The sequence below is a fragment of the Pseudomonas kuykendallii genome, assembly GCF_900106975.1.
GTDB classification, from domain to species: domain Bacteria; phylum Pseudomonadota; class Gammaproteobacteria; order Pseudomonadales; family Pseudomonadaceae; genus Pseudomonas_O; species Pseudomonas_O kuykendallii.
Genome location: NZ_FNNU01000002.1, coordinates 150,879 through 164,904 on the forward strand (window position 1 = coordinate 150,879; position 14,026 = coordinate 164,904).

Annotated in this window: 9 protein-coding genes; 2 read left to right on the forward strand and 7 right to left on the reverse strand. The window is 67.9% G+C overall.

Annotated features, from left to right (window positions below; all coding sequences use genetic code 11):
* Positions 1 to 19 precede the first annotated feature (19 nt).
* Together BLV15_RS05870 and BLV15_RS05875 are read left to right on the forward strand one after the other, a co-directional pair.
* The gene (locus BLV15_RS05870) at positions 20 to 2,488 is read left to right on the forward strand and encodes a TonB-dependent siderophore receptor (protein ID WP_090225489.1); all 2,469 of its coding nucleotides are present in this window, start codon (positions 20 to 22) and stop codon (positions 2,486 to 2,488) included.
* Between the two features lie 65 nt (positions 2,489 to 2,553).
* Entirely contained in the window at positions 2,554 to 3,738 is a 1,185-nt protein-coding gene (locus tag BLV15_RS05875; RefSeq protein WP_090225490.1) for a PepSY-associated TM helix domain-containing protein, read from the forward strand.
* Here BLV15_RS05875 and BLV15_RS05880 read toward each other — a convergent pair.
* The 7 genes from BLV15_RS05880 to BLV15_RS05910 all read right to left on the reverse strand — a co-directional run bounded on the left by BLV15_RS05880 (position 3,714) and on the right by BLV15_RS05910 (position 13,957).
* Entirely contained in the window at positions 3,714 to 5,624 is a 1,911-nt protein-coding gene (locus BLV15_RS05880; RefSeq protein WP_090225492.1) for a beta-ketoacyl synthase, read from the reverse strand. The two genes, BLV15_RS05875 and BLV15_RS05880, sit on opposite strands and share 25 nt — an antisense overlap.
* 229 nt (positions 5,625 to 5,853) lie before the next feature.
* On the reverse strand, positions 5,854 to 6,783 hold the full coding sequence (arcC, locus tag BLV15_RS05885; protein WP_090225493.1) for a carbamate kinase: 930 nt from the start codon (positions 6,781 to 6,783) through the stop codon (positions 5,854 to 5,856).
* A gap of 55 nt (positions 6,784 to 6,838) precedes the next feature.
* Positions 6,839 to 7,849 carry an ornithine carbamoyltransferase gene (locus tag BLV15_RS05890; protein WP_090225495.1) on the reverse strand — a complete coding sequence of 337 codons (1,011 nt, stop codon included), beginning with the start codon at positions 7,847 to 7,849 and terminating at the stop codon, positions 6,839 to 6,841.
* A 53-nt stretch (positions 7,850 to 7,902) separates the two neighbouring features.
* Positions 7,903 to 9,159 (reverse strand): arginine deiminase, encoded by a 1,257-nt coding sequence (arcA, locus tag BLV15_RS05895; protein WP_090225497.1) that lies wholly within the window; start codon positions 9,157 to 9,159, stop codon positions 7,903 to 7,905.
* 25 nt (positions 9,160 to 9,184) lie between these two features.
* Positions 9,185 to 10,615: an arginine-ornithine antiporter gene (gene arcD / locus BLV15_RS05900; RefSeq protein WP_090225499.1), complete on the reverse strand. Its 1,431-nt coding sequence runs from the start codon at positions 10,613 to 10,615 to the stop codon at positions 9,185 to 9,187.
* A gap of 163 nt (positions 10,616 to 10,778) precedes the next feature.
* Positions 10,779 to 12,152: a sigma-54-dependent transcriptional regulator gene (locus BLV15_RS05905; RefSeq protein WP_090225501.1), complete on the reverse strand. Its 1,374-nt coding sequence runs from the start codon at positions 12,150 to 12,152 to the stop codon at positions 10,779 to 10,781.
* On the reverse strand, positions 12,149 to 13,957 hold the full coding sequence (locus BLV15_RS05910) for a sensor histidine kinase (RefSeq protein ID WP_090225502.1): 1,809 nt from the start codon (positions 13,955 to 13,957) through the stop codon (positions 12,149 to 12,151). Before BLV15_RS05910 ends, BLV15_RS05905 begins: the two co-directional genes overlap by 4 nt.
* Positions 13,958 to 14,026 lie beyond the last annotated feature (69 nt).

Below are 14,026 nucleotides of genomic sequence, written 5' to 3' on the forward strand. Positions count from 1 at the left end.
CGAGAACAAAGGTCCTGCCATGCGCTCCCGCTCTCTGCCTTGCACACCGCGTCCGCTGACGCGCGCCGTCCGTGCCGCCGCCATCGCGCTGCCGCTGAGCATTCTCGCCGCACCGCCGGCGAGTGCCGCCGAAACCGATGCCCGCCGCTACGAAATCCCCGCCGGGCCGCTGTCCAGCGCGCTGAGCCGATTCGCCGGCGACGCCGGGGTGCTGCTGTCGGTGGATGGCAACCTGGTGCAAGGCTTGAACTCCAGCGGGCTGCGGGGTGAATACGCGGTCGACCAGGGTTTCGCCGCGCTGCTTCGCGGCAGCGGCCTGCGCGCGGTACGCGATGCCCAGGGCAACTATTCGCTGGTGGCGGAAAGCGCGCCGGTCGAGTTGCAGACGTTGCACGTGCAGGGCAGCCTGGGCAACGCGCTGGGTTCGATGGAGGGCTACAACGCCACCCACAGCAGCGTCGCCACCAAGACCAGCCTGCCGCTGCTGGAAACCTCGCAGAGCGTCTCGGTGGTCACCCGCCAGCAGATGGACGATCAGGGCTCGCAGACGGTCGCCCAGGCCCTGCGCTACACCCCGGGCCTGATGAGCACGCCCTACGGGGCGACCACCCGTTACGACTACGTGGCGTTGCGCGGGATCAACGACGGTTCGGTGGACAACCTGTTCCTCGACGGGCAGAAGATGCTCGGCGACAGCGGCACCTACAGCAGCCTGCAGGTCGACCCCTATTTCCTCGAGCGCATCGACGTGCTCAAGGGGCCGTCGTCGGTGCTCTATGGGCGCAGCAATCCGGGCGGGCTGGTGGCGTTGACCAGCAAGAAGCCGGAATACGAGGCGCACCGCCAGCTGCAGCTGACCCTGGGCAGCAACGACTTCAAGCAGGGCGCCTTCGACTTCACCGGCCCGCTGGGCGACGAGCAGCGCATGGCCTACCGACTGGTCGGGGTGGTCAAGGACGCCGACAACCAGGTGGACGGCATCGAAGAGCAGCGTTACGCGCTGATGCCCTCGTTGAGCATCGATTTCACCGACGACACCCGCCTGACCCTGCTGGCTATGCTCCAGCACGACCCGAAAAGTGGCTATCACGGCGGCCTGCCGGCCGACGGAACTGTTTATCAGCACAACGGGCAGCGCATCTCCACGCACTTCTTCGAGGGCGAGGACGACCGCGAGAAATTCGAGCGCGACCAGCAGATGCTCGGCTACCAGCTCGAACACCGCTTCAACGACGTGGTGTCCGCGCGGCAGAACTTCCAGTACCTGGATTCGCGCGTGGATTCCGAACAGGTCTACCAGTACGGCTACACGACCCAGTATGGCTACGGCGCCGATGGCGACCTCTATCGCGCCTACACCGGCGCCCAGGAGGCGTTGCACGCCTGGAGCGTGGATAACCAGCTGCAGTTCGAGTTCGCCACTGGAGCGTTCGAGCACACCCTGGTCACCGGCCTCGACTACCAGCGGCGCAAGGCGCGGGTGAACTACGACGGTGGCACCGCCAGCGCGGTCAACCCCTATACCGGGGTGCGGCCCGAGGCGACCTACAGCTTCTACCACCAGTACGACGAGAGCCGCCGCCTGGAGCAGACTGGCCTCTACCTGCAGGACCTGATCGCCCTCGACCGCTGGCGCTTCTCCCTCGGCCTGCGCCAGGACTGGGTGGAGACCTCGTTCGAGCAGACCAATTCGATCTACGGCGACCAATCGGACAGCGACAAGGAGAGCAAGCTCACCGGGCGTATCGGCGTGCTCTACGCCTTCGACAACGGCCTTTCGCCCTATGTCAGCTACTCGGATTCGTTCAACCCCAACACCTCGCCGGCCTACAACGGCACCACCGGCAACTTCGACGTGACGCTGCTCAAACCCACCGAGGGCGAGCAGTACGAGGTCGGCTTGAAGTACCAGCCGCCGGGCACCGACGACCTCTACACGCTGTCGTACTTCGACCTCACCCAGTCGAACCTGTCGAGCAAGGATTCCAGCGAGAACTTCTTCCGCTCGGTGGGCGAGATCCGTTCCAGGGGCGTCGAGCTGGAGGCGCGCACGCGTCCGACGCCGAACAGCAACCTGGTTGCCAGCTACACCTACATGGACGTGGAGTACACCAAGGACTACATCGCCACCTCCGGCGCCAACAACCGGGGCAACACGCCCAACGTGGTGGCGCGCAACATGGCCTCGCTGTGGGCGGACTACACCTTCGCCGACGGAGCGCTGGGCGGCCTGCAGGTCGGTGGCGGGGCGCGCTACTTCGGACGCAGCTGGGCGGACGCCGAGAACACCCTGCGGCTGCCGTCCTACACGTTGTTCGATGCCTCGCTCGGCTACGACCTGTCCCGCGTCGGGCTCGACGGCGTGGGCGTCCGGCTCAACCTGAACAACCTCACCAACGAGAAGTACGTCGCCGCCTGCAACAGCCTCTACCAGTGCTACTACGGTGAGGAACGCAACGTGATGGCCACCCTCAACTACGACTTCTGATACCGCCGGGCCGGCCGCCGCCGTTTCGGGACGGCGGCGGCCTGCTGTTTGCGGGAGGCCAATCGATGCGTACCGTCCTGCTGTTGCTGCACCGCTACATCGGTCTGGCCACGGCGCTGTTCCTGCTCCTCGCCGGGCTGACCGGCAGCGTGCTGGCCTTCCAGCACGAACTGGACGAATGGCTGAATCCGACGTTCTACCGCACGCCGGGCGTCGGCGAGCGGCTGCCGCCGGGGCGCCTGGTGGACCGCCTGGAGCGCGCCTATCCGCGGCTGCAGGTCTGGTACATGGAGTTCTCCGACGAGCCGCAGCACGCCGCGTTGCTGGCGATGGTGCCGCGCACCGATCCGGCCAGCGGCCAGCCGTTCGACGAGAAGGCGGTGGTGCGCTACCTCGACCCGGTGACCGCCGAAGAGGTGGGCCAGCGCCATTGGGGCGAATGCTGTTTCGCGCCGGACAAGCTGGTGCCCTTCCTGCTCGAGTTTCACTACAGCCTGGCGCTGCCGGGCAACTGGGGCCTGTGGCTGATGGGCGGGGTGGCGATCCTGTGGTTCCTCGACTGCTTCATCGCCCTGTGCCTGACCTTTCCGCGGCGCGGGCCGTTCTCCGGCAAATGGGCGACGGCCTGGAAGATCAAGCGCCAGCGGCTCAACCACGACCTGCACCGCGCCGGGGGCCTGTGGCTGTGGCTGCTGCTGACGCCGGTGGCGCTGAGCAGCGTAGCGATGAACCTCGCCGAACCGGTGTTCAAGCCCGTGGTTTCGCTGCTTTCACCGGTCGCGCCGAGCGTCTACGAAGCCCGCGCGCGGCTGCCGAAGGACCAATTGGGCGCCACCACCTACGGCTACGACCAGGCCTATCGCTACGCCGAGGCCCATGGCCGGCGGCTCGGCCTGAGCGCGCCGATCACCGAGCTGTACTACAGCTTCGAATACCACTTCTACGGTGCCGGTTTCGGTGACCACGCCAGCGACCAAGGCAACGCCTGGCTGTTCTTCGACGGCAGCGACGGACGCCTGCTCGGCCAGGAGATTCCCGGCCAGGGCAGTTGGGGCGAACGCTTCTATCGGTTGCAGCTGCCGATCCACGGCGGACGCATCTTCGGCTTCGCGGGACGGGTGCTGATCGCCGTGCTCGGCCTGGCGATCGCCGTGCTGGCGCTGACCGGGCTGGTGATCTGGTGGCGTAAGCGCCGCGCGCGCCTACATGCGCGCGGCCGGACGCGTCAGTCCTCGAGCATGTCGCGGTAGCGTGCGTCCTGCTTGTAGGCGAGCGGCTTGGCGAAGCCCGGCACCTTGACGCCGTCGGCGCTGATGTCGATCTCGCTGTCGTCGATGAGGTCCTGGCCGAAGTTGTAGATGACGTCGAACTGGCCGTTCAGCGCGCGGCTCTCGTAGGCGGCGGCCGCCGCGCGGGTCTGCTCGCGGCGCTCGCTGTAGGCGGCGAAGGCCGCTTCGCCGTGGCGTTTGCGCAGCATCTTCTCGACCAATCGCGGGGCCAGCACGTAGGCGCTGGCGTTGTTGCCGCCGAAGCCCTTGGAGTTGATGAAGCAGACGTCCAGCGCCTGTTCGCCCACCGCGGCGTCCTCGGTGAGGATGCGCAGGTGCTCGCGGTGCACATCGTCGGCCACCGCGTCGATGGTCTTGATGCCGGGAATGATCCCGTACTTGAAGCTGCCCAGGGCTGAGATCAACTGGTCGCCGCTGGCCGGCGCCAGGGAATGCCCGACGAACGCCTTCACCGCGGTCACCGGCCAGTCCTCGATGCCGAACGCCGCGGCGACGCGGTCGAGCAGCTGCGACTCGGTGACCCGGTTGGCCGGCGTGCTGGAGCCGTGGGCGTGGATGAAGCTGCGCTGGCGCACGCCGTCGAGGCCGACCAGCTGGCTGGCGGCGGCCACGGCCTGGGCCATGGTCAGGTAGTTGCCGGGACCGGGGGCGGAGATCGACTTCTTGAAGCCGTCGGCGTTGATGAACACGTCCGGCACAGCGCCGTGGATGTCGGCGCCCAGCTCCAGCGCCAGCTCGTCGTCCATCAGCACCACGTACTGGCTGGATTCGGCCAGGGTGAAGCCGCAGTTCTGCCCGAACGGGCGGCTGGAGCGGCGGAAGTCGACGTCGTCGCGGCCTTCGATCAGGCGCAGGTTTTCCTCGGTGGCCAGCGCGCCCATGGCCGCGTAGCCTTCGATGCATTCGGGAAGGATCGGGGCTTCGCTGTTGCCCACCACGACGACCCGCGAGCGGCCCGAGGCAATGCCTTCGATGCCTTTCTGCAGGTTGTAGAGGAAGGTCGCGCAGGCGCCGGTGATGGTCCCGGTTTCGCCGACGCTGCCCAGCACGTAGGCGTTGATGAAGTCGGTGGGCATGCTGTTGAAACCGAGTGGCAGATGCTTGGCGCTGACCCGGTGCCCGCGCAGGCGCGACTGCAGCAGCCCGCCGTTGCCGTACTCGTCCATCTGGGTCATCAGGCTGCCGGAGAACACGGCAATTTCGCCGGGCGCGACGCGTTCGACGATGCGCGCCCAGTCGATGCCCACCGAGCGCAGCGCGTCGGTGACGCCGACCACGGTCATCTGCAGGCCGCGGGGGTGGAAGCGCGAGTTGTACAGTTCGCCGGGCTCGAAGCCGGTGGGCAACTGGCCGGCGGATTTAACCGGCAGCTCGCGGTAGCTGTCGACCTTGATCTCGCAGCGCTCGTGCAGGGTGACGCAGACCTCGGTGTCGCTGATCGGCTCCACCGACCAGTTCGCCGGCAGCGGCTCCGGCAATTGCTTGGCGGCCACCGTGAAGCTCAGTGGCTGGCCGTTGGCGCCGCCGATCTCGAGGTTCTTGTGCCAGTGCGCGGCGTTCACGTCGAGGTGCTGCTTCTCGATCCGGCGGATCAGCGTGGAGGCGAGAATCTGCCCGGCGAAGCGCTCTTCGATCTGCGCCGGCGTCAGCGCGGCGCCCTCGGCGTCGCGGTATTCGCCGTCGACCACGCTGACCAGCTTCATCATCACGGCCAGGCCGGTCAGTGTCTGCTGGCGCGCCTGGGCGTCCAGCGACTCGATGACGGTGCGGCGGAAGCCGTGGTGGAACGAGCTGCGGCCCGCGGAGTTGTAACCACCGAAGCCGACGATGACGGGTAGGCGAGACATGACTCGAATAGCTCCTCACGCAAGGAAGACAGTGCCGGGAAACCCCGGTCTGTCGATTATTGGCGTTGAATCGGGCGTCTGCCGCCCCGTTCATGGGGCGGTCGGATCAAGCGAATGTACATGCTGACGAATTCGGTGACCGTCGAGTCACTGAATCCGTCGGCAAGTCGCGTGGCGGGGCGCGGCGAAAAGGCCGCGAAGGCCGGGCGGCCTTCGGGCGATGGCGGGATCAGCGGTAGGTGAGGGCGGCGGCGCCGAGGTCGACGCGGGTCCCGGCGCTTCCGGCGACGATGGCTTCGATATCGGCCAGCGAGCCGATCACCGCCGGCTTGCCGGTCTGCCGGGCGAACTCGCAGGCGGCCTGCACCTTCGGCCCCATGGAGCCGGCGGCGAAGTCCAGGGCGTCGAGGTCGTCCGGGCGCGCCTGGGCGATGGCGCGCTTGTCGGGCGTGCCCCAGTCCAGGTAGACGCCGTCGACGTCGGTGGCGATCACCAGCAGGTCGCACTCCAGTTGCCGGGCCAGCAACGCGGAGCAGAGGTCCTTGTCGATCACCGCCTCGACGCCTTCGAGCTTGCCCTCGGCGTCGTAGCGCACCGGGATGCCGCCGCCGCCGGCGCAGATCACCACGCAGCCCTTCTCCAGCAGCCAGCTCAGCGGGCGCAGCTCGAAGATCCGCTTGGGCCTGGGGCTGGCGACCACGCGGCGGAAGTGCTCGCCGTCGGCGGCGATGCTCCAGCCCTTTTCGGCGGCCAGGCGTTCGGCGTCGGCGCGCGTATACACCGGGCCGATCGGTTTGCTCGGCGCGGCGAACGCCGGGTCCGCGGCGTCCACCTCGACCTGGGTGAGGAGGGTGGCGAAGGGCACCTCGAGGGGCAGCAGGTTGCCCAGTTCCTGTTCGATCATGTAGCCGATCATGCCCTCGGTTTCGGCGCCGAGGACGTCCAGCGGATAGCTGGCGACGTCCTTGTAGGCGGCGCCCTGCAGGGCCAGCAGGCCGACCTGCGGGCCGTTGCCGTGGGCGATGACCAACTGGTTGCCGGCCGCCACCTTGGCGATCTGCGTGCAGGCGAGGCGCACGTTGCCACGCTGGTTTTCCGCGCTCAGGGGTTCGCCGCGGCGAAGCAGGGCGTTGCCGCCCAGGGCGATGGCGATGCGCATGGGGTTCTCCTTGTCAGGCCCGCCGCGCACCCGTCGGGCGTAGCGGGCGCGGGGGTCAGATTTCGGCGAGGGTCGAGACGAGGATCGCCTTGATCGTGTGCATGCGGTTTTCCGCCTGCTCGAAGGCGATGTTGGCCGGCGACTCGAAGACGTCCTCGGTCACTTCGATGCCGTTGGCGAGGTTCGGATACTGCGCGGCGATCTGCTGGCCGACCTTGGTTTCCGAGTTGTGGAACGCCGGCAGGCAGTGCATGAACTTCACCCGCGGGTTGCCCGCCGCCTTCATCAGCGCGGCGTTGACCTGGTACGGCAGCAGCTGGCCGATGCGCTCGGCCCAGGCTTCCACCGGTTCACCCATGGAGACCCAGACGTCGGTGTGGATGAAATCGACGCCCTTGACCGCCTCCAACGGGTCCTCGGTGAGCGTCAGGGTGGCGCCGCTGGCGTCGGCGAAGGCCTGGCAGGCGTCGATGTGTTCCTGGCTCGGCCACAGCGCCTTGGGCGCGCCGATACGCACGTCCATGCCGAGCTTGGCGCCGATCAGCAACAGCGACTTGCCCATGTTGAAACGCGCGTCGCCCAGGTAGGCGTAGCTGATCGAATGCATCGGCTTGTCGCTGTGTTCGCGCATGGTCATCACGTCGGCGATCATCTGCGTCGGGTGGTATTCGTCGGTCAGGCCGTTGAACACCGGCACCCCGGCGTATTTCGCCAGTTCCTCGACTATGGCCTGCTTGAAGCCGCGGTACTCGATGGCGTCGTACATCCGCCCGAGCACGCGGGCGGTGTCCTTCATGCTCTCCTTGTGGCCAATCTGCGAGGAGTTCGGGTCGATGTAGGTGACGTTGGCGCCCTGGTCGTAGGCCGCCACCTCGAAGGCGCAGCGGGTGCGCGTGGAGGTCTTCTCGAAGATCAGCGCGATGTTCTTGCCTTTCAGGTGCTGGCGTTCGGTGCCGGTGTACTTGGCGCGCTTGAGGTCCCGCGACAGGTCGAGCAGGTAGCAGAGTTCGCGCTCGCTGTGGTGCATCAGGCTGAGCAGGCTGCGGTTGTGGATGTTGAAGGCCATGGTCGCTGTTCCTTGTGTCGAGCGGCGCGCGGCCGGGACCGCGCGCTGTCGTATCAGTAGTCGATGGGGTCGCGGACGATCGGGCAGGTCATGCAGTGGCCGCCACCACGGCCGCGGCCCAGCTCGCTGGCGTCGATGGTGATGACCTCCACCCCGGCCTTGCGCAGGCGGGTGTTGGTGAAGGTGTTGCGGTCGTAGGCGATGACGACGCCGGGCTCCAGGGCGACCACGTTGTTGCCGTCGTCCCACTGTTCGCGTTCGGCCTCGAAGCTGTCGCCGCCGGTCTCGATGGTGCGCAGCTGCGGCAGGCCGAGTGCCCCGGCCACCACGTCGACGAAGCCTTTCTCCTCGCGGCGGATGTCGATGCCGCCGGGCTTGCTTTCGTCCGGGCGCAGGCTGAACGGCACGATGGCGTTCACCGCGGCGGGGAAGACCGTGACCAGGTCGCGGTCGCAGAAGCTGAACACCGTGTCCAGGTGCATGGAGGCGCGCGACTTCGGAAGCCCGGCGACGATCACCCGCTCGGCCGCGCCGTTGCGGAACAGCGACTGCGCGAGCTGGCCGATGGCCTGGCGCGAACTGCGCTCGCCCATGCCGATCAGCACCACGCCGTTGCCGATCGGCATCACGTCGCCGCCTTCCAGGGTCGCCTGGCCGTGGTCGACTTCAGGGTCGCCGTACCAGACCTGGAAGTCGGCGCCGGCGAATTCCGGATGGAAGCGATAGATCGCCGCGGCGAGCAGGGTTTCCTGGCGGCGCGCCGGCCAGTACATCGGGTTGAGCGTGACCCCGCCGTAGATCCAGCAGGTGGTGTCGCGGGTGAACACGGTGTTCGGTAGCGGCGGCAGGAGGAAGCTGCTGTGGCCGAGGTAGTCGCGGAACAGGCGGATCATCTCGCCGCCTTGGCTGCCCTTCAGGTCGGCGGCCGATACCCCGCCGATGAGGAATTCCGCCAGCGTGCGCGGCTCCAGGCCTTCCATCCAGCTGCGCAGCTCGTCCTGCAGGCCGACGCCGACCAGGTCGACGGCGAGCTTGTGGTCGAGAATCCATTTCAGCGCCTGCGGGTTCTTCACCGTCTCGGTGAGCAGGTTGTGCATCTCCAGCACCTCGACGCCGCGCTCGCGCATCTTGGTGACGAAGTCGAAGTGGTCGCGCTTGGCCTGGCTGACCCAGATGACATCGTCGAAGAGCAGTTCGTCGGCGTTGTCCGGTGTGAGCCTCAGGTGCGCGAGGCCGGGCGCGCAGACCATCACCTTGCGCAGCTTGCCGGCTTCGGAGTGCACGCCGAGTTTTTCTGTGGGGTTGGACATGGTGGTTCTCCTTGAACCGGGTGGATCAAAGGCTGAGGAAGCCGTCGTAGAGGCCGTAGGCGGCGACGGCCGCGCCGACCAGCACTGCGGCGAGAATGACTTTCTCCACGCCGGTGAAGACTGGCTGGCCCTGTTCGCGCTTGGCCTTGGCGAAGAACAGCGCGCCGGGTGCGTACAGCAGGGCCGACAGCAGCACGTACTTGAGGCCGCCGGCGTAGAGCAGCCAGACCGCGTAGAGCACCGCCACCGCGCCGATCGCCAGGTCGCGGCGGCGTGCGCCGGCGGCCTGCTCGTAGGTCTCGCCACGCAGGGCGAGCAGCGCGGCGTAGGCGGCCGACCAGAAGTACGGCACCAGGATCATCGAGGTGGCGAGGTAGAGCAGGTTGAGGTAGGTCGCCGAGTTGAACAGGGTGATGATCAGGAACAGCTGGATCAGTCCGTTGGACAGCCACAGCGCATTCGCCGGGACGCCGTTGGCATTCTCCTTCTTGAGGAAGTTCGGCATGGTGTGGTCGCGTGCACCGGCGAAAAGAATCTCCGCGCAGAGCAGCGTCCAGGACAGCAGCGCGCCGGTCAGCGACACCACCAGCCCGACGCTGATCAGCACCGCACCCCAGTGGCCGACCACATGTTCCAGCACGCCGGCCATGGAGGGATTCTTCAGCGTCGCCAGCTCGGCCTGTCCGAGCACGCCCATGGACAGTACGTTCACCAGTACCAGCAGCAGGAGCACGCTGTAGAAGCCGATCGCGGTGGCCTTTGCCACCTCGCTGCGGTGTTCGGCGCGCGCCGAGTAGATGCTGGCGCCCTCGATGCCGATGAACACCCAGACGGTGACCAGCATCATCCCGCGCACCTGGTTCAGCACGCTGCCCAGGTCGGGGTTGCCTTTACCCCAGAAGTCCGCGGTGAACAGGTCGACGTTGAAGGCCAGGGCGGTGATGACGATGAAGATCAGCAGCGGGACGATCTTCGCCACGGTGGTGATCAGGTTGACCAGCGCCGCCTCGTGGATCCCGCGCAGGACCAGGAAGTGCACGCCCCAGAGCAGCAGCGAGGCGCCGATGATCGAGGCCGGCGTGTTGCCTTCGCCGAAGACCGGGAAGAAGTAGCCCAAGGTGGCGAACAGCAGCACGAAGTAGCTGACGTTGCCGATCCAGGCGCTGATCCAGTAGCCCCAGGCGGACGAGAAACCCATGTAGTCGCCGAAGCCCGCTTTCGCGTAGGCGTAGACCCCGGTGTCCAGCTCGGGCTTGCGCACCGCGAGGTTTTGGAACACCAGCGCCAGGGTGAGCATGCCCACCGCGGTGATCGCCCAGCCGATCAGTACCGCGCCGGCGCCGGCGCTGGCCGCCATGTTCTGCGGCAGTGAGAAGATGCCGCCGCCGACCATCGAGCCGATGACCAGTGCGGTGAGTGCGCCGAGGCGCAGCTTGCGCGTCGTTTGTCGTTCCATGATGCCCTCCGGAATCGGTTAGCTGATTCCATTGGGCGCGCACCACCTTGGCGCAGGATGATCTGAGTCAAGCCGACGAGCGGCGCCGTGGCGGGGTGTCGCAGGAAGAACAGTAAATGGCGCGCCGCCGATCAAGGTGGCGAAACGCTATTCGGCTGACCGCTCAGTCACTTTCATCGCTGCCTTCGCCGAAGTGCAGACCGTGCTTGCGCAGCTTGTCGTGCAGGGTCTTGCGCGGCAGGCCGAGGGCTTCGGCGAGGCTGCGCATCGACCCGTGCGGCCGGCTCAACTCGGCGGCGATCAGCGCCCGCTCGAAGGCCTCGACCTGTTCGCTGAGGCCGCCCTGCACCGCCGGCAGGCTCGGCGCATGGTTGTCCAGCGCCAGTTCCAGGCCGAGGGCGAAACGCTCGGCGGCGTTCTGCAGTTCGCGCACGTTGCCCGGCCAGGCATGCCGCAGCAGCATCGCCCGTTGCAGCGGCTGCAACTCGCGCGGCGGCAGCCTGTGCCGCGCGCTGGCGGCTTCGGCGAAATGCTCGAACAGCAGCAGCGCGTCCTCGCCGCGCTCGCGCAACGGCGGAATGCGCAGCGGCGCGACGTTCAGCCGGTAGTACAGGTCGGCGCGAAAGCGGCCCTGGTCGGCGGCCTGGCGCAGATCTTCCTTGGTTGCGGCGACGACGCGGATGTCCAGCGGGATCAGCTGGTTCGAGCCCATCCGTTCGACGATGCGTTCCTGCAGCAGGCGCAGCAGCTTGACCTGCACGTCGAGGCTCATGCTCTCGATCTCGTCGAGGAACAGGGTGCCGCCGTTGGCGTGCTCGAACTTGCCGATGCGGCGTTTCTGCGCCCCGGTGAAGGCGCCGGCCTCATGGCCGAACAGCTCGCTTTCCACCACCGACTCGGCCAGCGCGCCGGCATTGATGGCGACGAAGGGGCCGTTGCGTCGTGCCGAGAGCTCGTGCAGGGCGCGCGCCACGACCTCCTTGCCGGAACCGGTTTCGCCCAGGATCAGCACGTCGGCGTTGGTCGCCGCCAGCGCGCCGATCTGCTCGCGCAGGCGACGGGTCGGCGCTGACTGGCCGAGCAGCCGGCCGGACAGTTCATGACGGTCGGCCAGGGCCAGGCGCAGGCTGCGGTTGTCCAGTTGCAGGCGGCGCAGGTCGAGGGCGCGGCGCACGCTGTCCAGCAGGTTCTCGCTGGGGAAGGGTTTCTCGAGGAAATCGTAGGCGCCGGCGCGCATCGCCTGCACCGCCAGCGGCACGTCGCCGTGCCCGGTGATCAGCAGTACCGGCAGGCCGGGGTCCTTGGCGTGCAGCGCTTCGAGCAGCTGCAGGCCATCGACGCCGGGCATGCGGATATCGCTGACCACCACGCCCGGCCAGTCGGCGTCCAGGCGCTCGCCGACGCCGTCGGCGCTGTCCAGTGCGAGTACCTTGAGCCCGGCCAGGTCCAGGGTCTGGCTGAGGGCCTGGCGCAGGTGCGGGTCGTCGTCGATCAGCAGGACCTCGACGCGGCCATCGATCGGCGAATCGGTACTCATGCAAAGTCCTCCGGCGGGTGCGGGTTGACGCCGGGCGCGGCGGCGCGCAGGCGCAGGGTGAGCAGGGCACCGCCCTCGGGATGGTTGGCGAGCAGCAGCTCGCCGCCCAGGGCGCGCATCAGGGTATCGCAGATCGCCAGCCCGAGGCCGAGGCCCTGGGTGCTGGTCTTGGTGGTGAAGAACGGCTCGCGGGCGCGCTGCAGGGCTTCCTCGCTGAAGCCCGGGCCGTTGTCGCGGATGCGCAGCTCGACGCCTTGGGCGGTCTGCTCGGCGTTCAGCCACAGGCGCCGCGGCGGGCCCTTGGCGGTGAGCGCGTCGAGGGCATTGGCGAGCAGGTTGCCGAGTACCTGGCGCAGGCGGGTTTCACCGGCCTGCACCCACAGCGGCGCATCCGGCAGGTCGCGGATCAGCTCCACCTCCATCGCCCGCCGACGCTGCGCCAGCAGGGCCAGGGCATCGTCCAGCGCCGGCTGCAGGGCGACGCTTTCCGGCGCATGCCGGTCGCGCCGGGCGAAAGCGCGCAGGTGGGCGATGATCGAGGCCATGCGCCCGGTCAGTTCGCCGATCAGCTTGAGGTTGCCGCGCGCGTCATCGATGCGCTGATGGTCGAGCAGCACGGCGGCGTTCTCGGCGTAGCTGCGGATCGCCGCCAGCGGCTGATTGAGCTCGTGGCTGATGCTCGCGCTCATGGTGCCGAGCACCGAGAGCTTGCCGGCCTGCACCAGCTCATCCTGGGCGCGGGCGGCTTCCTGCTGGGCGTGCTCGCGCTCGAGCACCTCGTCCTTCAGCCGGCTGTTGAGGGTTTCCAGGTCATGGGTCCGCTCCAGCACGCGGCTCTCCAGCTCCTGGCGCGCACGGCTGTCGAAGGCGATCCGTTCCAGGTAGTGACGGCGGCGCTGCATCATCAGACCGAGCATCAGCATCAGCAGGAGCAGGGCGCCGCCGCCGATCGCCACGCTGGTCTGCACGCGGCGCTCGATCATCGAGCGCGGCGCGAGGATGTTCACCGTCCAGCCGGTTTCCTGCAGCACCCGACTCTGCTCCATCCAGGTGTCGCTCTTCAATTGCAGGGGGACGGGTTCGCGGGTCGGATAGGGCTGGTTGTCGGCGATCTCGTCGCGTTCGCGCACCGACAACGGGCGGCTGGCGCGGTAACGCCACTGCGCCCGCGAGGTGAGGATCACCACGCCGTGGTGGTCGGTCACCAGCAATTGCTCGGGGGTATTGCCCCAGGGCACTTCGGTGATATCCAGGTCGACCTTGACCACCAGCGCCCCGAGCACCCGCTTGCCGTCCCTCACCGCCGAGGCGAAGTAGTAGCCACGCTTGCCTGACGTGGTGCCGAGGCCGAAGAAGCGCCCCTGCTGGCCGGCGATGGCCTCGCGGAAGTACGGCCGGAAGGCGAAGTTGCGGCCGATGAAGCTGTCCGGCTGGTCCCAGTTGGACGCCGCCAGGGTGTTGCCGGCGGCATCCATCAGATAGATCACCTCGGCACCGGTCTGCTCGCGCAACTGCGACAGCAGGCGATTGGCGGCCTCGTGGGTCGGCCCGCTGGCGGGCTGGTCGAGTACGGCGCGCAGTGGCGGCAGGTCGCCAAGAATCGGCGGCAGCACCTCGTAGCGGCGCAGGGTGCCGAGCAGGTTGGCGACATAGAGGTCGAGCGTCTGGCGGTTCTGTTCGGCCAGTTCGCTGCGGTAATAGCGCTCGGCGAGGTGATGCAGCGGCCACAGCAGAGGGGCCAGCAGCACGGCGAGCAGCGCCAGACTGCGCCAGCGCGGGCGGCGGGGATGGGGGTGGTCGGTCATGGGCGGCATTCTAGCAGGGCGCCGGACCCGAATATCCGTATGCTGCGCTGCGCGCACCGGGGAAGCAGG

What these genes read in the sequence shown, in the direction of transcription:
- BLV15_RS05870 (WP_090225489.1), top strand. Translation starts at nt 20, where the DNA reads ATGCGCTCCCGCTCTCTGCCTTGCACACCGCGTCCGCTGACGCGCGCC.
- BLV15_RS05875 (WP_090225490.1), top strand. Translation starts at nt 2,554, where the DNA reads ATGCGTACCGTCCTGCTGTTGCTGCACCGCTACATCGGTCTGGCCACG.
- BLV15_RS05880 (WP_090225492.1), bottom strand. Translation starts at nt 5,624, where the DNA reads ATGTCTCGCCTACCCGTCATCGTCGGCTTCGGTGGTTACAACTCCGCG.
- arcC (WP_090225493.1), bottom strand. Translation starts at nt 6,783, where the DNA reads ATGCGCATCGCCATCGCCCTGGGCGGCAACGCCCTGCTTCGCCGCGGC.
- BLV15_RS05890 (WP_090225495.1), bottom strand. Translation starts at nt 7,849, where the DNA reads ATGGCCTTCAACATCCACAACCGCAGCCTGCTCAGCCTGATGCACCAC.
- arcA (WP_090225497.1), bottom strand. Translation starts at nt 9,159, where the DNA reads ATGTCCAACCCCACAGAAAAACTCGGCGTGCACTCCGAAGCCGGCAAG.
- arcD (WP_090225499.1), bottom strand. Translation starts at nt 10,615, where the DNA reads ATGGAACGACAAACGACGCGCAAGCTGCGCCTCGGCGCACTCACCGCA.
- BLV15_RS05905 (WP_090225501.1), bottom strand. Translation starts at nt 12,152, where the DNA reads ATGAGTACCGATTCGCCGATCGATGGCCGCGTCGAGGTCCTGCTGATC.
- BLV15_RS05910 (WP_090225502.1), bottom strand. Translation starts at nt 13,957, where the DNA reads ATGACCGACCACCCCCATCCCCGCCGCCCGCGCTGGCGCAGTCTGGCG.